Origin of the sequence: Paenibacillus nuruki, from assembly GCF_963311185.1 — a bacterium.
Lineage (GTDB): Bacteria > Bacillota > Bacilli > Paenibacillales > Paenibacillaceae > Saccharibacillus > Saccharibacillus nuruki.
The window spans coordinates 4,228,755-4,253,615 of the sequence record NZ_OY725677.1 but is presented as its reverse complement, the minus strand read 5'-3'; the positions used below and the strand labels follow the sequence as shown (position 1 = coordinate 4,253,615).

Sequence of the window (24,861 nt, the reverse complement as noted above, 5' to 3'; positions counted from 1 at the left end):
GTTACCCCCGTGCTGCGGTTACCCGATTATAGTGTTCCAGATATACAAGTAGAACTGAAATATCTGCTGGTGTTACGCCTGAGATTCGTGAAGCTTGTCCGATCGATAATGGACGAATCTTAGCCATTTTTTGCTGTGCTTCTGTAGCCAATCCTTTAACTTCTTCATAGACAATCGTTTCAGGCAATTTCTTTTGTTCCATCTTTTTCAGACGTTCCACATGCGATTGTTGTTTTTCAATATAACCTGCATATTTAATCTGAATCTCTACTTGTTCTTTCATATCTTCTGTCAAAGGCTCTGGTGAAGGCGATACAGCTTCAATAATGCTATACGATACTTCTGGACGACGAAGAACGGTCAAAAGATCCACACCATTTTGTAGTGCTGATGAATCTACTGTTGCTAACAGTTCATTGATCTCAACAGGTTTTACTTTTGTTTTGCTAAGACGTTTAACTTCTTGGTCTACTTTAGCTTTTTTGTCCAAAAATCTCTGATAACGCTCTTCTTTAATTAGACCAATCTCATGTCCAATATCAGTTAAACGCATATCTGCATTATCATGACGAAGCAATAAGCGATATTCTGCACGAGAAGTCAGTAGACGGTAAGGTTCATTTGTTCCTTTAGTCACCAGGTCGTCAATCAATACACCGATATACCCTTGTGAACGATCCAATACCACGCCTTCTTTACCTTGTGCTTTGCGCGCAGCATTGATTCCAGCCATAATCCCTTGACCTGCTGCTTCTTCATAACCAGAAGTACCATTAATTTGTCCAGCTGTGAATAAACCCGGCATTTTTTTAGTTTCTAACGTTGGCCACAATTGTGTAGGCACCATTGCATCATATTCGATCGCATATCCGTTACGCATCATTTCTACTTTTTCCAACCCCGGAATTGAGCGCAATACTTGCAATTGTACTTCTTCAGGTAAGCTAGTAGATAGACCTTGTACATAATATTCAGATGTGTTTTTGCCTTCCGGTTCTAAGAAAATTTGATGCTTCGGTTTATCGCTAAAACGAACAATTTTATCTTCAATAGATGGACAATAACGAGGTCCTGTACCTTCGATCATTCCAGAGAACATCGGTGCACGGTGAAGATTGTCGCTGATGATCTGGTGCGTTTCTAGAGAAGTATATGTTAACCAGCAAGGCATTTGCTCATTGCTTGATGACTCTGTTTCATAAGAGAAAAATTTAACTTTATCATCGCCTGGTTGAATTTCAGTTTTAGAAAAGTCGATACTATCACGATGAACACGTGGAGGTGTACCTGTTTTAAAACGAACCAATTCAAACCCTAGCTCTTTCAAATGCTCCGATAATTTGATTGAAGGTTGTTGATTATTTGGGCCACTTTCATAAGCCAATTCGCCCATAATCACTTTACCACGTAAATACGTGCCTGTTGTTAAAACAATCGATTTAGCTTTGTATGTTGTACCTGTTTTGGTGATTACTCCTGTACAATGTCCATCTTCCACGATCAGACGCTCTACCATCCCTTGACGCAACGTCAAATTCGGTTCTTCTTCCATCGTTTCTTTCATTGTATGCTGATAAGAAAACTTATCTGCTTGTGCACGTAGAGCATGTACAGCAGGACCTTTAGCTGTATTTAACATCCGCATTTGAATAAACGTTTTATCGATATTGCGTCCCATTTCGCCGCCAAGTGCATCGATTTCACGTACCACATGCCCTTTAGCCGGACCACCTATAGAAGGATTACATGGCATAAATGCCACCATATCCAGATTGATCGTAATCATCAATGTACTGCATCCCATACGTGCTGCTGCTAGTGCTGATTCACAACCTGCATGCCCTGCACCGATTACAATAACATCATATTCTCCACCCATATATGTCATGGAGTGTACCTCCTCTATATTTCAAGCCATACAGACTTCCTGCATAACTAAACATTATATTATTTATTGCTCAAGTCATCATCATTCATGTTCAAGCCTACACTCAAGTATATCGTAAAACAACTGTAATCATGTGATAAAATTGCAAATTTAACGCAATTTTTAAATGTTTATTTTTCAAACCGCAGTATCACAACTTATTTTCCCAGACAAAATTGAGAGAAAATCTGATCAATTAATGAATCTGGAGCGGAATCCCCAATAATTTCACCTAATTGCTCCCATGCTAGACGAACATCAATCTGAATCAAATCGATTGGTATCATGTCGTCAGAAGCTTGATAAGCATCTTGTAATGAACGCTTCGCTTGCTTCAACAATGCAATATGACGAACATTACTTACATACGTCAGATCAGCCGACTCTAATTTACCACCAAAAAATAAATTCGAAATCGCTTCTTCCAATTTATCGATCCCTTTTTGATCTTTAACAGACATCGTAACAATACTTTCTTTCGGGAAATACTCTTCCAACTTCACAAGATCCAATTGGCGATACAAATCCATTTTATTTACAATAATAATCACTTGGCGATCTTTAATCTGTTCCAGTAATTGAATTTCATCTTCATGTAAAGCTTCATTATGATTAAGCACCAACAAGATAAGATCGGCATCATTTACAGCTGTACGTGAACGTTCAACACCGATTTTTTCCACGACATCAATCGTTTCTCGAATACCTGCTGTATCTAATAATTTCAAAGGAATATTATTGATCGTCACAAATTCTTCGATCACATCGCGAGTCGTTCCTGGAATATCTGTAACGATCGCACGGTTGTCTTGCGCTAACGTATTCAAAAGCGAAGATTTACCTACATTCGGACGCCCTACAATCGCAGTAGTGATTCCTTCACGTAGAATCTTGCCTTCATTAGCAGTACGTAATAACTCATCAATGCCATTCATCACTTCTAATGATTTTTGCTTAATAAAATCAGAAGTTACCGATTCTACATCATGTTCAGGATAATCGATATTCACTTCAATATGAGCCACCATTTCAATTAATATTTGTTGCAATGGCTTAATTTGACGTGACAATTTCCCTTCCACCTGACGCAGTGCAACCGAGAAAGCTTTATCTGACTTCGAACGAATCAAATCAATAACACCTTCTGCTTGCGACAAATCGATCCGTCCATTTAAAAAAGCACGTTTGGTAAATTCGCCTGGTTCTGCAATCCGAATCTGTTGTTGTAATAATAGTTCCATCAGGCGACGTACAGATACTACCCCACCATGAGAACTAATCTCTACTACATCTTCGGTTGTAAATGAACGAGGTGCACGCATAATTGTTACCAATACTTCTTCCATCTTTTCGCCTGAATCTGGATCAATAATATAACCGTAATGCACGGTATGACTATCCGCATCCACTAATGATTGTTTACCTCGAAAAAGTTGATCTACTTCCATAATCGACTGTGGTCCACTGACACGAATAACTGCTATCCCGGCTTCTCCGACAGCAGTAGATATAGCAGCAATAGTATCACTTATCATAATAAAGATTCCCCTTCTTTCTTGAAGATCATGAATGAACATACTTGTAACTAAATAAAAAGCAATGATCTTCTGCCCGAAGGCAAAAAATCATTGCATGACGTGTACTCATTATCGAAGTGTAATCACTACACGGCGATTAGGTTCTTCGCCTTTACTGATCGTTTTCACGCGAGCATGGTTTTGAAGTTTGGCATGAATCACTTTGCGTTCTTGCGAAGACATAGGTTCCAGTACCACTTCTTTACCACTACGGATCACTCTACCTGCTAAACGATCTGCTAGATCTTCTAATGTTTTCCGGCGACGTTCGCGGAAATTTTCAGCATCCAACAAAATGCGTACATATTTGTCTGAGTAACGATTGGCTACAATATTTACTAGATATTGAAGAGCATCCAGCGTTTGACCACGGCGACCAATCAATAATCCTAGATCACTACCCGAGATGTTCATGGTATACCCATCACGGTTACGCTTAATATCGACTTCCAATTCAAGACCTATACTTTGACCGACTTCTTTGACGAACTGTATCGCTTCATCATGAGAATAAGTGGATGCACTGCCTTCCTTGTCTGCTATCTCTGTAGTTGATGGAGATGCAGTAGAACGATCTTCCAAGGAGACAGGGACAGCAGAGCTAGAAGGAATATGCACAGTCGGCTGAGACAACAGTGTCAATTCTACTTTGGCAGGTTTTGCACCAAATAGACCCAGGAATCCTTTTGACGGCTGTTGCAATATTTGCACTTGCACATGTTCCTTACTCGTATTTAAACGGGTAAGCCCTTCTGCTATAGCATCATCAATGGTTTTTCCAGACGTAATGACTGTGGTCATTTCGAAATTGGGCCCTCCCTTGTGGTGCTCAGAGTGTAAGATCATAGATCAACCGTAGTAGTTGATTGTATATTTAGAACGCTGCCCCGGGGAACAGCGCTCCAATTGTATTTCTTAACGACGTTTCTTTTTCGCTTTTTTCTTGTTACGAGCTTTGTTGTTAGCAATTTTGCGAGCAGCACTTGTTGTATCTGTAACTGCACCAAGATCTGTAACCACTGTATTTTTGTTGCGATACAAGAAATAGTTCTGTACGATTGTGTAGATGTTACTGTATACCCAGTATAGCGGAAGTGCTGCTGGGAATTGATAAGACATGACGAAAATGATGATTGGATACATATACATCATAATTTTCATAGGACCCTGCATTTGCGCCGGGTTCATACTCATCATCATTTTAGTTTGAAGGAATGTGGTGATTGCAGCGATAACCGGCAAAATAAACCATTTATCCGGTTCACCTAATTGTAACCATAAAAACGTGTGCTCACGAAGCCCTGTGTTATAAATGATCGCATTATACAAAGCGATAAAAACAGGCATCTGAATAATCAATGGTAAACAACCGGCAGCCGGGTTAACCTGATTTTCTTGGAACAACTTCATCGTTTCAGCTTGTTGTCTTTGTGGATCATCTTTGTATTCTTCGCGCAATTTCTGTAATTGCGGTTGAATTGCTTGCATTGCTTTAGAACTTTTGACTTGTTTTAACGTCAATGGCAAAATCAATGTACGTACGATAAGCACCAGAACCAAAACCGCCAGACCATATTCCCCGCCAAACCAATCAGCGAATGTGTCTAAAGCGTAGGCAAACCAGTACACGACGTAACGTTGCCACCAACCTCCGTTCTGTAAATCCTCTGTCGAATGCGTTGCCATATTAGTCGGTGTACAACCTGCTAAAATAGCCATCATCAATCCGGCAGCTATGAGGAGCATCCATCTTCCTCTGCGAATCTTCAATAACGACACTTCAAAACCCCTCTCTTAGCCATTCCATTTCCCTGCAAATCATACCATATTTAGCAACACAAATAAACTGATAGCACTACCGTTGTGAACGCTTAATTAAAGAAGATTTACGTAGGACATGAAGGATACTTTTTTCAAGCTCCTTATATTGTAGAGAAAGCGCACCTTTACGTACGATAAATACCATATCGATCTGCGGTACAATCTCAGCAGCATGATGACGTACAATTTCCTTCACCATACGACGCATCCGATTACGGACCACTGCATTCCCTACCTTTTTACTGATAGATACACCCATCCGAAATTGCTCAATATCTTTTTTGTGAAACCAGTACACCACAAATTGATGATTTGCAAAAGAACGACCATGACGGTATACACGGCTGAAATCTGCTCGGTTTCGTAAACGCAGCTTTTTTTGCACCGTAATTTCCCCTTAATTTCAAAAACAAGATAGTGGACTTCTTCTATATAGTAAAATATAAAATTTTTTAGTATTTTTTAGTGTAAAGAAAAAAAGACCACCGCAGTGGTCTTAAAGTAATTTACGCGCTTAGGACTTTTCTGCCTTTAAGGCGACGAGCCGCCAGCACTTTACGGCCATTTTTAGTACTCATTCTTTTACGGAATCCGTGTACTTTACTACGTTTTCTTACGTTAGGTCTGAATGTTGGTCTCATATTGTGCACCTCCTTGCAGGAAATCTATATTCCATATTTAATTGGTTCTATTCACATAAAAATTCCCTTATACATTTAAACACGAAATGTCTATATAAGTCAATGAAATTTCATTTATTACATTTTGCAGTTGGTACTTCTATGTATAAAGAGGGAGCTATCGCTGTTTATTTTTATCGTCCACGCGCATTACTTTCTGTTCAAAAAATCATTCCTTTTTACGTTTATCCACAGGTTAAAATAGATCCTCTTTTTTCCACAGTTATACACTTTCTAAAAAACTGCCTGTGTATAATTCAAAAATTCTTCCACAAGCAAAAAGTTTGTTCCGAACAATTTATAAACAATATCTAGTGGTGTGCATAAGTTTTATACACAACAGATTGAATTTGTGGATAAATTATCGGTTTTCGTTGAAATAAAGGGTTCTTTTTGGTATTATTATATTGTTTTTGACTGTGAATAGATTATTCTAACCTAAAAATTATCAACAGCCTGTGGATAAAGTTGTGAACAATTTCTTCTTATCCTTTTTTTAGTTTATCCACCTTCTGGTATTCTGGGGATAATTCTACGCCATTCATCATAATTATCATTTTCAATATTTCCGATATCCGCGCATGGCTTCAGCCACACATTGGAAGTTTAAAAGGAGTGACAGTCTGTGGACAGCCATACTTCCGAATTATGGCAGCAAATACTATCCATTATTCAAACAAAGCTGAGCAAGCCTAGCTTTGACACTTGGTTCAAAGCAACCAAAGCGCTGACTTTTACCGAGAACTCTATTGTAATTTCAGCACCAACCACTTTTGCTGTAGAATGGCTTGAAAGCCGGTATACCAAATTGGTAAGTTCGACCGTTTTTGAATTTTTGGGAAGACAAGTAGACGTTAAGTTTGTGATCGAAGAAGCACTTCCTGAAGAATCGCTTTTACCTGCACAGACTCAATCGCAACCTGCTATTTCGATGCGAGAAGAACCACTTGCTAATATGCTCAATACCAAGTATACGTTTGATACATTTGTTATTGGCGCTGGCAATCGATTTGCGCATGCTGCTTCATTAGCAGTAGCGGAAGCACCAGCTAAAGCATATAATCCATTATTTTTATACGGTGGTGTAGGACTGGGCAAAACTCATCTTATGCACGCCATCGGACATTATATTTTGGAACATAATCCAAATAGCAAAGTGGTATACATTTCTTCCGAAAAATTTACAAACGAGTTTATTAACGCTATTCGTGACAACCGCGGGGAAAGTTTCCGAAACAAGTACCGTAATATTGATATTTTATTGATTGATGATATTCAATTTTTAGCGGGCAAAGAACAGACGCAAGAAGAGTTTTTCCATACGTTTAATGCATTACATGAAGAACGCAAACAGATCATTATTTCTAGTGATCGCCCGCCAAAAGAGATTCCAACGCTTGAAGAAAGACTTCGTTCGCGGTTTGAATGGGGATTGATTACTGATATTCAGCCTCCAGATCTAGAAACACGCATCGCTATTTTGCGGAAAAAAGCGAAAGCGGAGAATTTAGATATTCCCAACGAAGCCATGGTCTATATTGCTAACCAGATCGATACGAATATTCGTGAACTAGAAGGCGCTTTGATTCGTGTTGTGGCTTATTCGTCGTTAACCAACCAAGATGTAACTTCTCATCTTGCTGCTGAAGCACTCAAAGATATTATTCCGTCCAGCCGTCCACGAATGATTACGATTCAGGATATTCAACAAAAAGTTGGCGAATTTTATAATTTGAAAATGGAAGATTTTAAAGCGCGTAAAAGAACCAAAGCGGTGGCGTATCCACGTCAAATTGCAATGTATTTGTCACGGGAATTAACAGATTATTCTTTGCCGAAGATTGGAGAAGCTTTCGGAGGACGAGATCATACGACTGTTATCCATGCTCATGAGAAAATTTCAAGAACGCTTAAGATTGATCAGGAGTTATTCAAAGTTGTGAATAACTTAACGGAAAAGATTAAAAATCCATCCTGAATAAGTCACAAGCCTATACACAATCTATACACATGTGGATAGGCTTACTTACACGTGGGTTTGAGGGGGTTATCCACATATCCACTGCCCCTACTACGATTACTATAAAGATTTATATATATTCTTCTTATAAAAACACATTCTGAAATTCATCAAATGACTTAACACATTTGTGATAAAGATGAACCTTGCTGATTAGGAGTGAAACCATGAAGATCCAAATTTCCAAAAGTTATTTGAATGAATCGATACAACATGTTTCCAAAGCTATTTCTAGCCGTACAACAATCCCTATTTTGACAGGCATCAAATTTGATGTTTCGTATACAGGTGTAACTTTAACGGCCAGCGATACAGATATTTCGATCCAATCGTTTATTCCTGCTGAAGACAATGCCAAAACAATCGTCCAAATCGATCGTGCAGGCAGCGTTGTTTTACCTGCTAAATTTTTCGTTGAAATTATCAAAAAACTACCTTCTTCTGAAATCGAAATGGAAGTTCGTGATGGTTTCCAAACGTTTATTCGTTCAGGTGCTACAGATATCCAACTGGTAGGTCTTGATCCAGAAGAATTCCCTGTTTTGCCAAGCATCGAAGAAAACCAACAAATCTCAATCCCGGGCGATCTGCTCAAAAATATGATCAAGCAAACGGCTTTTTCTATTTCCACCCAAGAAACTACTCCTATTTTGACAGGGGTACTTTGGAATTTGAACGAAAGTGAACTTAAATTCGTTGCTACTGATCGCCATCGGTTAGCAAGTCGTACCGTTCACATGAGCGAAGATACAGGAGTGCGTTTTAGCAATGTCGTTATTGCAGGTAAAACGTTAAACGAACTCAGCAAAATTATTCCTGACCAAAACACATTATTAGATATCGTTGTTGCGGATAATCAGGTATTATTTAAAATTGATCGTGTTCTTTTCTATTCCCGTATACTCGACGGTACGTATCCTGATACGTCTAAAATCATTCCGACCAATTTCAAAACAGAAATCGTGATTGATACCAAAAAATTAGCAGATTCAATTGATCGTGCTTACTTGTTATCTCGCGAAGAAAAAACCAATATTGTGCGTATGCAAACATTGGACAATGGAGCCGTTGAAATCTCTTCTAGCTCTTCTGAGTTAGGTAAAGTAACCGAACAACTTGAAGTTTCTCGTTTTGAAGGGGAACCTTTACGCATTTCATTCAACTCCAAATATATGTTGGATGTGCTAAAAGTGATCGAAAGTGAACAATTAGCGATTCAATTTACAGGGGTAATGAGCCCGATCATCATCAAGCCACAAGATGATAGCCGTAGCCTGTATATTATTTTGCCTTACCGTACAACCAACTAATCCAATAGCTCAAAATAAAGGATTAAATAAAATAGCCAGGTATTTTGCAACAAGTTCCTGATCTGTTCACATCATGAGAACCGTTGATAAATACCTGGCTATTCATATCCACAACCTATGTTGCTACACGAAAGGACGATACTTTTCACATGGAAAATATAACGATATCAACAGAATATATTAAGCTGGATCAATTTTTAAAATTAGCAGGTTGTATATCCACAGGAGGAAGTGCCAAAGCCCTTTTACAAGAGCAAATGGTACAAGTCAACGGAGAATTGGAAGAACGTCGTGGTCGTAAATTGTATCCTGGAGATGAAATTCAGGTACAGGGAGAAGGTTCATACAAAGTACACAGTGAACAATAATCTGGAGGACCTCATCCATGTTTATTAACCAAGTCAGTCTGCAAAATTATCGCAATTATGATCATCTCCAACTGGATTCCTTCGCTGCGGTCAATTTGTTTATCGGGCAAAATGCTCAAGGAAAAACAAATTTGATCGAAGCTCTTTTCGTTTTAGCACTTTCCAAATCTCACCGAACCAATAAAGATAAAGAACTGATTGCTTTTCACGCAGAGCAAGCTCGAATTACGTGTGAAGCTGAAAAAAAATATGGCAAAGTAAAGCTAGAGTTAAACTTTACGAGTAAAGGCAAACGTGCTAAAATCAACGGTCTGGAACAACGCAAATTAAGTGAATTTGTAGGGACGATCAATGCGGTTATGTTTGCGCCTGAAGATTTGGAGATTGTTAAAGGATCTCCTGGAGTGCGGCGCCGTTTTTTAGATATGGAGATTGGTCAAGTACAACCCAGTTACCTTTTTCATTTGCAGCAATACCAGAAAATTTTAATACAGCGTAATAATTATTTAAAACAAGCATGGAGTTCAGGCTCTAAAGATTCAACGATGCTCGATATCTGGAATGAACAACTGGTTGAACATGGAGTCAAAATTATCAAAAAACGAAAACACTTTATCCACAAGCTTCAAGGTTGGGCAGAAACTATCCACATGGGGATAACTGGTGGCAAAGAGAATTTGGTTCTTTCTTATGTCCCATCGTTCGGAACCGCAGATGAGGAAGATGAAGCTGTCTTATTTGAGCAATTTATGGTAAAATTATCACAAGTGAAAGAACAGGAATATCGTCGTGGAGCAACCCTTGCAGGTCCACATCGTGACGATTTAACTTTTCATATCAATGGCAATGAAGCAGCTGTTTTTGGTTCTCAGGGACAACAGCGTACAACCGCCCTGTCATTGAAACTAGCAGAGATTGAACTGATACGTGAAGAAATTGGAGAATACCCTATTCTTCTGCTGGATGATGTACTATCTGAACTTGATCCTTATCGTCAGACGCAACTGATTGAGACATTTCAAGGTAAAGTGCAGACATTTATTACAGCAACCGGAATCGAAAGTTTAAATACAGAGCGTCTTAAAGAAGCTCAGATTTTCCATGTCCATCAAGGACACGTTGAGAAGTAGGGAGGACTACAGACTATGTATATTCACTTGGGCGGCGAGAAGATTATCCGTTCCTCGGAGCTTGTCGCGATTTTTGATATATCGATCGAAAAGTCTTCCAAAATTTCTAAGCAATTTGTAAATAATGCTCTTGAAAATAAAAAAGTAGAATCGATTGGTGAAGAAGAACCCAAATCGATCGTAGTCACTAAAAACAAAGTGTACTACTCCCCTATCTCTTCCTCGACGCTCAAAAAGCGAGCAAATAGTTTTTTTGTTAATGCATGAACGCAGTTATGGGATATAACTGCCTGAAATTATAGAAGTAGGTGAAAATCGCATGTCTATGAATCAACCGGCTTATGATGCGAGCCAGATACAGGTACTTGAAGGACTAGAAGCGGTTCGCAAGCGTCCGGGTATGTACATTGGATCCACAAGCTCTAAGGGTCTTCATCACTTGGTTTGGGAAGTCGTAGATAACAGTATCGATGAAGCACTTGCAGGTCATTGTGACCATATTGAAGTGACTATTCACGAAAACAATAGTGTAACTGTTGTCGATAATGGACGTGGAATTCCTGTAGGGATCGAAGCGAAGACGCAACGTTCTGCACTAGAAGTTGTTATGACTGTTCTACATGCTGGTGGTAAATTCGGCGGTGGAGGATATAAAGTATCAGGCGGTCTGCATGGTGTAGGTATCTCTGTTGTAAACGCATTGTCTGAACATGTAAAAGTGGTTGTCAAAACCGAAGGTCAAATTCATCAACAAGAATATATGCGCGGAGCTCCTCAGTATGATATCAAAGTCATCGGAGAAATGGGAGCAGATGAAGATACAGGTACAACGGTTACATTCAAACCTGATTCTCAAATCTTTACAGAAACAACGGTATTTGATTACGACACATTGCTTGGTAGAATTCGTGAATTAGCTTTCCTGAATAAAGGAATAGCAATGACGATTACAGATGAACGTACAGGTGTAACCAACACCTTTAAATACGAAGGCGGTATTATCGAGTACGTTCAATATTTGAACAAAAATCGTGAAGTACTGAATGAACAACCGATCTATGTTGAAGGTTCACGTGACATGATTCAAGTTGAAGTGGCTTTGCAATATAACGAGAGTTATGCAGAAAATATTTATTCTTTTGCTAATAACATTAATACGCATGAAGGTGGTACTCATGAATCTGGATTTAAGAGTGCACTAACACGTATTATTAATGATTATGCTCGTCGTAACGGATTGCTCAAAGACAATAACGGTAATCTGACAGGTGAAGATGTGCGTGAAGGACTGACAGCGATTATTTCTGTCAAAATCCCTGAGCCTCAATTCGAAGGACAGACGAAGACCAAGCTAGGAAACAGTGAAGTTCGTGGTATTGTTGAATCTCTTTTCTCAGAGAAGCTACAAGAGTTTATGAACGAAAATCCTGCGGTTGCTCGTCGTGTACTTGAAAAGTCTTTACAGGCGTCTAGAGCACGTGAAGCTGCTCGTAAAGCGCGTGAATTGACTCGCCGTAAAAGTGTACTAGAAGTCAGTGCTTTGCCCGGTAAGCTGGCAGACTGCTCTTCCAAAGACGCTTCGATCAGCGAATTGTACATTGTCGAAGGTGACTCTGCTGGTGGATCAGCGAAGCAAGGACGTGATCGTCACTTCCAAGCGATTTTGCCATTGCGTGGTAAAATTCTAAACGTTGAAAAAGCACGTTTGGATCGTATTCTAGGTAATGCCGAGATTAGAGCGATTATTACAGCTCTAGGTACAGGGATTGGTGAAGAATTTGATCTTTCCAAAGCACGTTATCACAAAGTCATTATTATGACTGATGCTGATGTCGATGGTGCTCATATTCGTACACTATTGTTGACTTTCTTTTATCGTTATATGCGTCAGCTTCTAGAAGCGGGCTATATCTATATTGCACAACCGCCTTTATTCAAAGTAGAACGCAACAAAACAGCGGTCTATGCTAACTCTGAAAAAGAGCGCGATCAGATCATTGCTGGTTTTGGCGAAAATGCTAAGTTCAATGTTCAACGTTACAAAGGTTTGGGTGAGATGAATGCAACTCAACTTTGGGAAACAACGATGGACCCTGAAAGTCGTATTATGTTACAAGTCAGTATTCCTGATGCGATTTTGGCAGATACGATTTTTGATACGTTGATGGGTGATAACGTAGAACCGCGTCGTGACTTTATTCAAGAACACGCTAAATACGTGACCAATCTTGATGTTTAATTCCTATTATTTATCAATGTAACGATATAAATATGCAGTAGATAAAGAGCATCTTGTTGTATACAGATGCTCTTTTATTTTTGTAGCAACTATATTTACAAAAGCTTTGAAAATCATGATGAAATACAGGACATTATTCAAGAAAAATGGTATAATAAAGTGATGTAGTCGTAAGCATAGCTAGAGCGGACAACACAGTACAGAGTAGCAACTTTTAACCATATTCTGGCGACAAGCAACTTATTTTATACATTGTATAAGCAAGCATTTGTGCAAGCAAAACGAAGGCTGCAATAAGGGAGGTTAAGCTTAACATGGCGGAAGAAAAGATTTCGCAAATTAAAGATCGGGACATTGGTGTAGAAATGCGTGATTCCTTTATGGATTATGCAATGAGCATCATTGTGAGCCGGGCTTTGCCTGATGTACGTGACGGTTTGAAACCTGTGCATCGGCGTATATTATTTGCCATGTCAGAGCTTGGTATGGCTCCAGATAAACCGTACAAGAAATCAGCAAGAATCGTCGGTGAAGTTATTGGTAAGTATCACCCGCATGGTGATTCGGCTGTATACGAAACAATGGTACGGATGGCGCAAGATTTCTCTATGCGCTATATGTTGATAGATGGTCATGGTAACTTTGGATCGATCGATGGCGATATGGCAGCAGCAATGCGTTATACCGAAGCACGTTTGTCCAAAATTGCTATGGAAATGTTACGTGATATCAACAAAGAAACGATCGACTTTGCGCCTAATTATGATGGTGAAGAAAAAGAACCGATTGTACTACCTGCTCGTTACCCTAACTTATTAGTGAACGGTGTATCTGGTATTGCTGTAGGTATGGCTACCAATATTCCTCCGCATAATTTAAGCGAAGTTATTGATGGTGTACAAGCTATGATCCAGAATCCAGAGATTACTTCGATGGAACTGATGGATTATATTCAAGGCCCTGATTTCCCAACATCCGGTTATATCTTAGGACGTTCGGGTATTCGTCAAGCCTATCAAACAGGTCGCGGATCAGTAACGATGCGTGCCAAAGCAACGATCGAAGAAAATAACAACAAAGCTCGTATTGTTGTTAATGAATTGCCTTATCAGGTCAACAAAGCTCGTCTAGTTGAGAAAATTGCTGAATTGGTACGCGAAAAAAGAATCGAAGGCATTACCGATCTACGTGATGAGTCTGACCGTAACGGTATGCGTGTCGTTATTGAATTACGCCGTGATGTGAATCCAAGTGTTGTTCTAAATAACTTGTACAAACATACAGCGATGCAATCTACATTTGGTGTGAACATGCTAGCTATCGTTAACAATGAACCTAAATTGCTAACTTTACGCGAAGTATTACATCATTACATTCAGCATCAGATCGAGGTTATTCGTCGTCGTACACAGTATGATCTCAAAAAAGCAGAAGCACGCGCTCATATTTTAGATGGTTTGCGTATAGCTTTAGATAATCTGGATGAAGTTATTCGTATGATTCGTGCATCCAATACCAGTGATGTGGCTCGTGAAAGCCTTATTGAGCGTTTTTCTCTAAGTCTGGAACAAGCACAAGCGATTATGGATATGCGTTTGCAACGTTTAACAGGATTAGAGCGTGAGAAGATCGAGAACGAATACAATGAATTATTAGTCAAAATCGCTGAATACCGCGAAATTTTGGCAAATGAAGATCTTGTTCTTGAAATTATCAGTACAGAGCTTAATGAAATCAAAGAACGTTTTGGTGATGAGCGCCGTACAGAGATCACAGTTGGCGAAGAAAGTATTCTGGATGAAGATTTGATCCCTAAAGAAGAAGTTATTGTTACAGTAACTCATACAGGGTATATCAAACGCTCACCAGTCACTACATTCCGTAGTCAAAAACGTGGTGGACGTGGTGTTATTGGGATGGATATGAAAGATACTGACTTTGTGCAGCATCTCTTTGTAACCAATTCTCATAACCATTTGTTATTCTTTACAGACAAAGGTAAAGTATACCGCATCAAAGCCTATGAGATTCCTGAATTGGGCCGTACTGCTCGTGGAACACCGGTGATCAACCTTATTCAAATCGAACAAGGCGAATCGGTAAATGCCGTAATCTCTGTAGAGCAATTTGAAGGAGATCAGCATCTATTCTTTGCAACCAAACAAGGTGTCGTGAAGAAAACACGTCTGGACGATTATACTAATATTCGTAAAGGCGGTCTGATCGCAATCAATATGCGTGAAGATGATGAGCTGATTGAAGTTAAATTAACAGATGGCAAACAAGAGATTATCATGGGTACATCTTATGGTATGTCGATTCGTTTCTCTGAAGGCAATGTTCGTCCGATGGGACGTAGTGCTACAGGGGTAAAAGGAATCACCTTGGATGAAGGCGATGCAGTGATCGGTATGGATATCGTGGATGATGATCAGAAAGTATTGATTGTAACATCCAAAGGTTACGGTAAACGTACGCCAGGCTCTGATTATCGTATTCAGACACGTGGTGGTAAAGGCATCAAAACGATGAATGTCACCGATAAGAATGGTAAGTTAGCAGGTCTTAAAGTTGTTAAAGACGAGGAAGATCTGATGATTATCACCACAAGCGGAACATTGATTCGTATGGATATTGAAGGTATTTCCACCATGGGACGTAACACACAGGGTGTGAAATTGATTCATATTCGTGATGAAGACTCTGTAGCTACGATTTGTCGTACAGATAAGAATGAAGACGACGACTCACCGGATGATGATGTATTTGCTGAAGATGCAATAGGTAGTACAGAAGAGCAAGAGTCTGTGCAACAACTGGACAACCCAGAAACATCGACAGATCATACAGAAGAAGCGGAATAATATATTTTAAATATTCAAAATAAAGAGAGAACTTTCTATCCAAAGAAAGTTCTCTTTTTTATTTAAAAATAGTTAAGAAGTTTACTAAATTAGATTGAAGAAATGACAAATACGGCATATAATAAGTCTAAGTAATCAAGTCTTTAGTCCCTATTTTATACATAACTTTTTAGAACTAGCGAATTATTCATAATGCAATCTAAAGGTTTTTAGTATTTTAAAATAGAGTGAGGTTAATCCAATGGTAGCGATATTAATTGATGATGTAACACCAGGAGTCCGAATTACACACGATGTATTCACAACTCAAGGTAATTTGCTTTTTCCTAAAGGCAAAACAGTCATGCCCAAAGATATAGAAATTTTACGTGCTTTTTTAATAGAAGAAATTAATAACGGTAAAAGTCCTAAAGAAGAATTAAGTGCTCGTCCTGTAGAATCTAATGCTCTAAATGAGATCGGCGCAAAAGTTAAAGCGATACAAAAAGTATTATCTTTTGAAAAAGATTATGAGAAGATGATTACATTATTAAAAAATGTATTTCGTAATGTCGCAGTTACTGAAATCCCTGTGTTGGAATTACGCATCCAAATGGAGAAATTATTACAATACTCAAGAGAATACAATATTCTCACTTTCTACCCTAAAAGTATAAACAAGCAAGATTATTGGTATCATAATGCTGTATTAACCGGACTCACTTCTTATAAGATAGCTCATTGGTTAGGGCTTCCTGTAAATGAAGGGATGCAAGTCGCTTTTGCAGGACTTTTTCATGATATCGGTAATGCCAAGATCGATTTGGATATTCTACAAAAGCCTTCAAAGCTAACAGCATCAGAAGTCGAAGAAATACGTCGACATACCATGTATGGTTATGAGCTACTCAAGAACGTTAAAGGGATTAGTGAAGGCGTACGTTTGGCAGCACTACAACATCATGAGAAAGTGGACGGTTCAGGGTATCCGCTTCGTCTACAAGCTGACCAGATTCATATCTATGCCAAAATCGTTGGTGTCGCCGATATCTTTCATGCAATGACGCTTTCCAAAACATATAGCCAGGCACAATCTCCTTATCTAGTACTTGAGCAGATCGATTCAGAAGCTTTTGGCAAATTAGATCCTAAAATCGTAACTACCTTTATTAGCAAAGTCACACAGTTCCATAATGGGACAATGGTTCGTCTAAGTAATGGTCTGATAGGAGAAATCATTTTCTCTGATCGCTCATATCCCACACGTCCGCTAGTCTCAGTAGATGGTACGATCTATAATCTAATAGAAAATCATCAACTGTTTATACAAGAGATTATTAAACGAAAAGAAGTATTGCAAAAAAGTTAAGATTTATTCGTTCTTTGCTATCTATAGAAGATAGGTTATATAGAAGATACATGAATGAATATAGAGAGTAGATCTATTGCTTGTTACTATAAAGAGCAAATGATTTACTCTTTTCTTTCTATATAGAAGGAAACGATAATATAGAAAGAAAAGATGTACTAATCAAAGTAGTTTAATAATAAAAATATATTCTCAAAAAAAGTGTTGACTATCTAACTCGATACATGATATATTATAAAAGTTGTCACGAACGAACGACAACATCCACAAAATATCATATGAAAACAACTTGAAAAAACACTTCAAAAAAAGTGCTTGCCAAGTGGTTGAAAACATGATATGATATAAAAGTTGTCACCGAGAAACATAGACAACGAAAAACGAAATGTTTGATCTTTGAAAACTGAACAACGAGTGAGTAATGAAGGTCTTAGCCGACCTTTAAAAAATAGAGAACTTCGGTTCTCGCCAGTTTTAGATTTGAGCACGTCAAACACTTTATGGAGAGTTTGATCCTGGCTCAGGACGAACGCTGGCGGCGTGCCTAATACATGCAAGTCGAGCGGAGTTGATGAGAAGCTTGCTTCTCGGATACTTAGCGGCGGACGGGTGAGTAACACGTAGGCAACCTGCCCTCAAGCTTGGGACAACTACCGGAAACGGTAGCTAATACCGAATACATGATTTGTTCGCCTGAACGAATTTGGAAAGACGGAGCAATCTGTCACTTGAGGATGGGCCTGCGGCGCATTAGCTAGTTGGTGAGGTAACGGCTCACCAAGGCGACGATGCGTAGCCGACCTGAGAGGGTGATCGGCCACACTGGGACTGAGACACGGCCCAGACTCCTACGGGAGGCAGCAGTAGGGAATCTTCCGCAATGGACGCAAGTCTGACGGAGCAACGCCGCGTGAGTGATGAAGGTTTTCGGATCGTAAAGCTCTGTTGCCAGGGAAGAACGTCCGATAGAGTAACTGCTATCGGAGTGACGGTACCTGAGAAGAAAGCCCCGGCTAACTACGTGCCAGCAGCCGCGGTAATACGTAGGGGGCAAGCGTTGTCCGGAATTATTGGGCGTAAAGCGCGCGCAGGCGGCTTTTTAAGTCCGGTGTCACAGCCCAAGGCTCAACCTTGGGTCGCACTGGAAACTGGAGAGCTTGAGTACAGAAGAGGAAAGTGGAATTCCACGTGTAGCGGTGAAATGCGTAGAGATGTGGAGGAACACCAGTGGCGAAGGCGACTTTCTGGGCTGTAACTGACGCTGAGGCGCGAAAGCGTGGGGAGCAAACAGGATTAGATACCCTGGTAGTCCACGCCGTAAACGATGAATGCTAGGTGTTAGGGGTTTCGATACCCTTGGTGCCGAAGTTAACACATTAAGCATTCCGCCTGGGGAGTACGGTCGCAAGACTGAAACTCAAAGGAATTGACGGGGACCCGCACAAGCAGTGGAGTATGTGGTTTAATTCGAAGCAACGCGAAGAACCTTACCAAGTCTTGACATCCCTTTGACCGGACTAGAGATAGTCTTTTCCTTCGGGACAAAGGAGACAGGTGGTGCATGGTTGTCGTCAGCTCGTGTCGTGAGATGTTGGGTTAAGTCCCGCAACGAGCGCAACCCTTATGCTTAGTTGCCAGCACATCATGGTGGGCACTCTAAGCAGACTGCCGGTGACAAACCGGAGGAAGGTGGGGATGACGTCAAATCATCATGCCCCTTATGACTTGGGCTACACACGTACTACAATGGCCGGTACAACGGGAAGCAATATCGCAAGATGGAGCCAATCCTTAAAAGCCGGTCTCAGTTCGGATTGCAGGCTGCAACTCGCCTGCATGAAGTCGGAATTGCTAGTAATCGCGGATCAGCATGCCGCGGTGAATACGTTCCCGGGTCTTGTACACACCGCCCGTCACACCACGAGAGTTTGCAACACCCGAAGTCGGTGGGGTAACCTGCAAAGGAGCCAGCCGCCGAAGGTGGGGTAGATGATTGGGGTGAAGTCGTAACAAGGTAGCCGTATCGGAAGGTGCGGCTGGATCACCTCCTTTCTATGGAGAATCGTTTCCTGCAACGGAAACATTCGAACGTCGTTCTTTTCGAAGAACGACAAACGCAGAACACTTCGGTGGATCTGTGGTCATTCATTGAATGGCAAAACTCACTCGTTGTTCAGTTTTGAAAGAGTAAACCTCTTTCAAACTGTTGATCCTTGAAAACTGGATACCGAAAACGAAACATCGCGTTTTAGAATGTTTCTTCTCTACGACTGTGTTAAACAGCAGTAGGCGAGAAATAATATACACCGTTTCTATTTTAATAGAAACACTTAGGTTAAGCTACTAAGAGCACACGGTGGATGCCTAGGCGCTAGGAGCCGATGAAGGACGTGGCGAACAACGATAAGGCCTCGGGGAGCTGTAAGCAAGCTGTGATCCGGGGATGTCCGAATGGGGAAACCTAACTGGATTCATCTCCAGTTACTCACACCTGAATACATAGGGTGTGCAGAGGCAGACGAGGGGAACTGAAACATCTAAGTACCCTCAGGAAAAGAAAACAAGAGTGATTCCGTCAGTAGCGGCGAGCGAACGCGGAACAGCCCAAACCAAGAAGCTTGCTTCTTGGGGTTGTGGGACGTCTCTTTGGAGTTACAAAGGAATGAGGTAGGCGAAGAGGTCTGGAAAGGCCCGCAAGACAAGGTGAAAGCCCTGTAGCTTAAATCTCATTCTCTCCGAGACGGATCCCGAGTAGTGCGGGGCACGTGAAACCCCGTATGAATCTGCCAGGACCATCTGGTAAGGCTAAATACTCCCTAGCGACCGATAGTGAAGCAGTACCGTGAGGGAAAGGTGAAAAGGACCCCGGAAGGGGAGTGAAATAGAACCTGAAACCGTGTGCTTACAAAAAGTCAGAGCCCTATTAATGGGTGATGGCGTGCCTTTTGTAGAATGAACCGGCGAGTTACGTTCCCGTGCAAGGTTAAGGTGAAAAGCCGGAGCCGCAGCGAAAGCGAGTCTGAATAGGGCGACTAAGTACGTGGACGTAGACCCGAAACCAGGTGATCTACCCCTGTCCAGGGTGAAGGTACGGTAACACGTACTGGAGGCCCGAACCCACGCACGTTGAAAAGTGCGGGGATGAGGTGGGGGTAGCGGAGAAATTCCAATCGAACCTGGAGATAGCTGGTTCTCCCCGAAATAGCTTTAGGGCTAGCCTCGGAAGTTGAGTCGTGGAGGTAGAGCACTGATTGGATGCGGGGCCCGCAAGGGTTACCAAGTTCAGTCAAACTCCGAATGCCACAGACTTTATTCCGGGAGTCAGACAGTGAGTGCTAAGATCCATTGTCGAAAGGGAAACAGCCCAGACCATCAGCTAAGGTCCCCAAGTGTGTGTTAAGTGGGAAAGGATGTGAAGTTGCACAGACAACCAGGATGTTGGCTTAGAAGCAGCCACCATTGAAAGAGTGCGTAATAGCTCACTGGTCGAGTGACTTTGCGCCGAAAATGTAACGGGGCTAAACACACCACCGAAGCTATGGCTTGATACTTTGTATCAGGGGTAGGGGAGCGTTGAATGAAGATTGAAGGTGTACCGCAAGGAGCGCTGGACCTCATTCAAGTGAGAATGCCGGTATGAGTAACGAAAAGATCAGTGAGAATCTGATCCGCCGAAAACCCAAGGATTCCTGAGGAAGGCTCGTCCTCTCAGGGTAAGTCGGGACCTAAGGCGAGGCCGAAAGGCGTAGTCGACGGACAACAGGTTGAAATTCCTGTACCACCGAAAGCCGTTATGAGCAATGGGATGACGCAGGAGGATAGTGACGCGGACTGATGGATGTCCGTTCAAGCAGTGAGGCTGGTATGTAGGCAAATCCGCATACCGCAAGGCCAGGCTGTGATGAGGAGCGAAAATTGTAGTAGCGAAGGTCATGATTTCACACTGCCAAGAAAAGTCTCTAGCCAGGAAGCAGGTGCCCGTACCGTAAACCGACACAGGTGGGTGAGAAGAGAATTCTAAGGCGCGCGGAAGAACTCTCGTTAAGGAACTCGGCAAAATGACCCCGTAACTTCGGGAGAAGGGGTGCCCCGGTAGTGTGAATAGCACGAGGGGGCCGCAGTGAAAAGGCCCAAGCGACTGTTTAGCAAAAACACAGGTCTGTGCGAAGCCGCAAGGCGAAGTATACGGGCTGACGCCTGCCCGGTGCTGGAAGGTTAAGGGGAGTGGTTAGCGCAAGCGAAGCTATGAACCGAAGCCCCAGTAAACGGCGGCCGTAACTATAACGGTCCTAAGGTAGCGAAATTCCTTGTCAGGTAAATTCTGACCCGCACGAATGGCGTAACGATTTGGGCGCTGTCTCAACGAGAGATCCGGTGAAATTTTAATACCTGTGAAGATGCAGGTTACCCGCGACAAGACGGAAAGACCCCATGGAGCTTTACTGCAACTTGATATTGAACTGGGGTGCGATTTGTACAGGATAGGTGGGAGCCGTAGAAACCGGAGCGCAAGCTTCGGTTGAGGCGCCGTTGGGATACCACCCTGATCGCATTTGAGTTCTAACCTCGTACCGTGATCCGGTACAGGGACCGTGTCAGGTGGGCAGTTTGACTGGGGCGGTCGCCTCCTAAAGTGTAACGGAGGCGCCCTAAGGTTCCCTCAGAATGGTTGGAAATCATTCGAAGAGTGTAAAGGCATAAGGGAGCTTGACTGCGAGACAGACACGTCGAGCAGGGACGAAAGTCGGGCTTAGTGATCCGGTGGTACCGCATGGAAGGGCCATCGCTCAACGGATAAAAGCTACCCTGGGGATAACAGGCTTATCTCCCCCAAGAGTCCACATCGACGGGGAGGTTTGGCACCTCGATGTCGGCTCATCGCATCCTGGGGCTGAAGTAGGTCCCAAGGGTTGGGCTGTTCGCCCATTAAAGCGGTACGCGAGCTGGGTTCAGAACGTCGTGAGACAGTTCGGTCCCTATCTGTCGTGGGCGTAGGAAATTTGAGAGGAGCTGTCCTTAGTACGAGAGGACCGGGATGGACGCACCGCTGGTGTACCAGTTGTTCCGCCAGGAGCATCGCTGGGTAGCTACGTGCGGAAGGGATAAGCGCTGAAAGCATCTAAGCGTGAAGCCCCCCTCAAGATGAGATTTCCCAGTATGTAAGACCCCTTGTAGACGACGAGGTTGATAGGTTGGGGGTGGAAGTGCCGCAAGGCATGGAGCTGACCAATACTAATCGGTCGAGGGCTTATCCAAAATCTACAAACGCGATGTTTCAGTTTTCGGATTCAGTTTTCAGGGAGCAATACAGCCTGACTGTTTGGTAATGATGGCGGAGGGGTTCCACACGTACCCATCCCGAACACGACCGTTAAGCCCTCCAGCGCCGATGGTACTTGGACCGCAGGGTCCTGGGAGAGTAGGACGTTGCCAAGCAACGCGCAAGACCCAAAGAGTGATTCCTGTTTACAGGAGTCGCTCTTTTTTTGCTTTGTTTTGTTTATTGATTTTGTTTGTTTTCATAGACTTTAAAGGATAGGTAAGGCAGACTAGAACTCCAATAGCATCTATACCCTTTGATTTTAGAGGATGGGTAGAGAGATATAACATGGATTCCAACGGCAACGGGTTAGGGCAATCTCTTCTCTGTATCGATATGTAGATGTAGAGGATTTAATTTCTGAGAAAGAGCATAAGGTTTGAGTATAAGTGGCTTAGGAAAGATTGTATGGATTGTATTTGGATTGGGGTATAGATAGTATTTTGGTTATGATTAGATTAAACAGGGTGTAAGGTTAGATCAAGATGACCGTTATTCTTCTTATACTTTCTATAGATAGCATATATAGAAGAAATCCTTATATGAATCTCTATACAAGTTCAATGCTGCCAATGCTGTGATACATTGTAATCGTATGTATTAAATGTATTAGATCCTTTTCTATATAGAATCTAATAAAGTAGCTTCAAGGAAAGAACAGCTATAATTTTTAAAATTACTTATGCTAAGGCTAATCGCCTTCAGACTTCTTATTCCTCTGTTTGAAATTCAGAACGATACCGTCATAATTCTACAATAGAATACACTATCATATAAGTATATCTAGGTAGTATAGGCGTCTACTTCTGTGCTAGAGGCTTTTGTTGGCAGTGTAAGATCATGATTTTCTTGCTGTATGTGTTTATTACTTTACATAATTATAAAGCGAGCAAAGAGTGTAGAATGAATGATATTTTCATAAGATGGAGTACAAGGAAATAGATAGAACTAAAGTTAGAGCTTAAGAACAATAATATTTTGTATACGTTTTGATTAGGCAAAGAATAAGTCAGTGAGATGGATCATTTCTTGTTATGACTACATGATGTTATATTTCTTCATGTATCTTTGGATCTTCATCTATATAAATACATAAATAAGCTATAGATTATAAGATATTGTATCTTAATCTTAGTGAAGTGTAACTGTTTTGTTACAGAAGTTGTTATAACAAATAGTATACTGATATAAGTATTAGATAGTTCTAAAGTCACGATAGCGAAAAAAAGTGATATTCGTTTTATATAGAAAAATTTAATTTGAAGTCATAGAGCGTAATTAAGTATATTTATTATTAATAGAATGTATAATTATGCAGTATGCGAATTTGATTGTTGATTATACCTTATATATTCACAAATATATGAACATGATGAATTCTATCTTTATTTAGGGGGACGATGTGATGTGGTGGAAGAACAAGCATCGGATATGGAATGTATTATTATTGGGAGTGCTTTGGGGAGCATTAGTAGGTTGTTCGCAAGCTAATATTTCTTGGACTCATTATCAGGGTGCTTTTGTAGAGTCTAGTTTTCCTATTCCAGAAGAAGTGAAGGATATGGATACTGTTATTAATAATAGGCAAATGAATTATGTACGTTATAAGCTTCCAGGAATAGAAGCATCTACATTACCAGATCTGTATTTACAAGAAATTAAAAATTGGGGTTGGAAACAACAACAAGAGAATATAGATGAAGAGCAGACTAACTTTGTTTTTGTACAAGGTAATCGTACACTACAATTAGTATTACAGAATAATTATTTGACTGTTATTGTACCTGATAAAAGTTCGAGAGCACCTATTGCTGAAGCTACGATCAATCCTTAGCATTTGACTAGTGAAGTAGATGGAAAGTCCAAAATTAATACAGAGAACAGAGAACAGAGAACAGAGAACAGAGAACAGAGAACAGAGAACAGAGAACAGAGAACAGAGAACAGAGAACAGAGAACAGAGAACAGAGAACAGAGAACAGAGAACAAAGAACAGAGAATAGAAGTTAAAATTATAAAATAAAAATCGGTTATCTTCTGTATTTAGAAAGATACCGATTTTTTGTTGTATTGACTTATTTTATGAACGTGTTTTACTTCTGTATCTAATGGAGTTTTTAGATGTTTTGTTAATAGAGTTATAACGTTTACTTTTACTAGCTTATTTGTTTGTAGAGTTCAGTAATAGATTAGAAATTAATTAGAATAGATAAAATAGCAGGTATTATGCTGTAATTGCTAGCAATATAGTCATTAC

General features: G+C 40.9%; 15 protein-coding genes and 3 rRNA genes. 12 read left to right on the top strand and 6 right to left on the bottom strand.

What is annotated here, in order from left to right; all coding sequences use genetic code 11:
- Window position 1: 1 nt before the first annotated feature.
- The 6 genes from mnmG to rpmH all read right to left on the bottom strand — a co-directional run bounded on the left by mnmG (window position 2) and on the right by rpmH (window position 5,966).
- Window positions 2-1,888: a tRNA uridine-5-carboxymethylaminomethyl(34) synthesis enzyme MnmG gene (gene mnmG, locus RCP16_RS18825; RefSeq protein WP_069326383.1), complete on the bottom strand. Its 1,887-nt coding sequence runs from the start codon at window positions 1,886-1,888 to the stop codon at window positions 2-4.
- Between the two features lie 197 nt (window positions 1,889-2,085).
- The gene (gene mnmE / locus RCP16_RS18820; RefSeq protein ID WP_308641026.1) at window positions 2,086-3,462 is read right to left on the bottom strand and encodes a tRNA uridine-5-carboxymethylaminomethyl(34) synthesis GTPase MnmE; all 1,377 of its coding nucleotides are present in this window, start codon (window positions 3,460-3,462) and stop codon (window positions 2,086-2,088) included.
- Between the two features lie 111 nt (window positions 3,463-3,573).
- The gene (jag, locus tag RCP16_RS18815; protein ID WP_069326381.1) at window positions 3,574-4,305 is read right to left on the bottom strand and encodes an RNA-binding cell elongation regulator Jag/EloR; all 732 of its coding nucleotides are present in this window, start codon (window positions 4,303-4,305) and stop codon (window positions 3,574-3,576) included.
- Between the two features lie 114 nt (window positions 4,306-4,419).
- Complete coding sequence (locus tag RCP16_RS18810; RefSeq protein WP_069326380.1) at window positions 4,420-5,283, bottom strand: YidC/Oxa1 family membrane protein insertase; 864 nt, start codon at window positions 5,281-5,283, stop codon at window positions 4,420-4,422.
- A gap of 76 nt (window positions 5,284-5,359) precedes the next feature.
- Complete coding sequence (gene rnpA / locus RCP16_RS18805) at window positions 5,360-5,710, bottom strand: ribonuclease P protein component (protein WP_308641025.1); 351 nt, start codon at window positions 5,708-5,710, stop codon at window positions 5,360-5,362.
- A gap of 121 nt (window positions 5,711-5,831) precedes the next feature.
- On the bottom strand, window positions 5,832-5,966 hold the full coding sequence (gene rpmH, locus RCP16_RS18800; protein WP_069326378.1) for a 50S ribosomal protein L34: 135 nt from the start codon (window positions 5,964-5,966) through the stop codon (window positions 5,832-5,834).
- A 664-nt stretch (window positions 5,967-6,630) separates the two neighbouring features.
- On the opposite strand from rpmH, the gene dnaA reads away from it, so the two are divergent.
- From dnaA to RCP16_RS18740, 12 genes are all read left to right on the top strand, one after another.
- Window positions 6,631-7,983 carry a chromosomal replication initiator protein DnaA gene (dnaA, locus tag RCP16_RS18795; RefSeq protein WP_069326377.1) on the top strand — a complete coding sequence of 451 codons (1,353 nt, stop codon included), beginning with the start codon at window positions 6,631-6,633 and terminating at the stop codon, window positions 7,981-7,983.
- 209 nt (window positions 7,984-8,192) lie between these two features.
- Entirely contained in the window at window positions 8,193-9,335 is a 1,143-nt protein-coding gene (gene dnaN / locus RCP16_RS18790; protein WP_308641024.1) for a DNA polymerase III subunit beta, read from the top strand.
- A gap of 149 nt (window positions 9,336-9,484) precedes the next feature.
- Window positions 9,485-9,703 carry a S4 domain-containing protein YaaA gene (gene yaaA / locus RCP16_RS18785; RefSeq protein ID WP_069326375.1) on the top strand — a complete coding sequence of 73 codons (219 nt, stop codon included), beginning with the start codon at window positions 9,485-9,487 and terminating at the stop codon, window positions 9,701-9,703.
- A 17-nt stretch (window positions 9,704-9,720) separates the two neighbouring features.
- On the top strand, window positions 9,721-10,833 hold the full coding sequence (gene recF / locus RCP16_RS18780; RefSeq protein WP_069326374.1) for a DNA replication/repair protein RecF: 1,113 nt from the start codon (window positions 9,721-9,723) through the stop codon (window positions 10,831-10,833).
- A gap of 15 nt (window positions 10,834-10,848) precedes the next feature.
- Entirely contained in the window at window positions 10,849-11,100 is a 252-nt protein-coding gene (gene remB, locus RCP16_RS18775) for an extracellular matrix regulator RemB (RefSeq protein ID WP_069326373.1), read from the top strand.
- 52 nt (window positions 11,101-11,152) lie between these two features.
- The gene (gene gyrB, locus RCP16_RS18770) at window positions 11,153-13,072 is read left to right on the top strand and encodes a DNA topoisomerase (ATP-hydrolyzing) subunit B (protein WP_069326372.1); all 1,920 of its coding nucleotides are present in this window, start codon (window positions 11,153-11,155) and stop codon (window positions 13,070-13,072) included.
- A gap of 314 nt (window positions 13,073-13,386) precedes the next feature.
- Window positions 13,387-15,936: a DNA gyrase subunit A gene (gene gyrA / locus RCP16_RS18765; RefSeq protein ID WP_273592872.1), complete on the top strand. Its 2,550-nt coding sequence runs from the start codon at window positions 13,387-13,389 to the stop codon at window positions 15,934-15,936.
- A 241-nt stretch (window positions 15,937-16,177) separates the two neighbouring features.
- Window positions 16,178-17,284, top strand: a complete 1,107-nt coding sequence (locus RCP16_RS18760) for an HD-GYP domain-containing protein (protein ID WP_308641023.1) — start codon at window positions 16,178-16,180, stop codon at window positions 17,282-17,284.
- Between the two features lie 497 nt (window positions 17,285-17,781).
- Window positions 17,782-19,336: ribosomal RNA gene (locus RCP16_RS18755) — 16S ribosomal RNA — on the top strand.
- Window positions 19,337-19,617: 281 nt separating this feature from the next.
- A 23S ribosomal RNA gene (locus RCP16_RS18750) occupies window positions 19,618-22,540 on the top strand.
- Window positions 22,541-22,603: 63 nt separating this feature from the next.
- Window positions 22,604-22,720: ribosomal RNA gene (gene rrf, locus RCP16_RS18745) — 5S ribosomal RNA — on the top strand.
- Together the 16S, 23S and 5S rRNA genes form the textbook arrangement of a ribosomal RNA operon.
- 1,289 nt (window positions 22,721-24,009) lie before the next feature.
- On the top strand, window positions 24,010-24,438 hold the full coding sequence (locus RCP16_RS18740; protein WP_137225662.1) for a hypothetical protein: 429 nt from the start codon (window positions 24,010-24,012) through the stop codon (window positions 24,436-24,438).
- Window positions 24,439-24,861 lie beyond the last annotated feature (423 nt).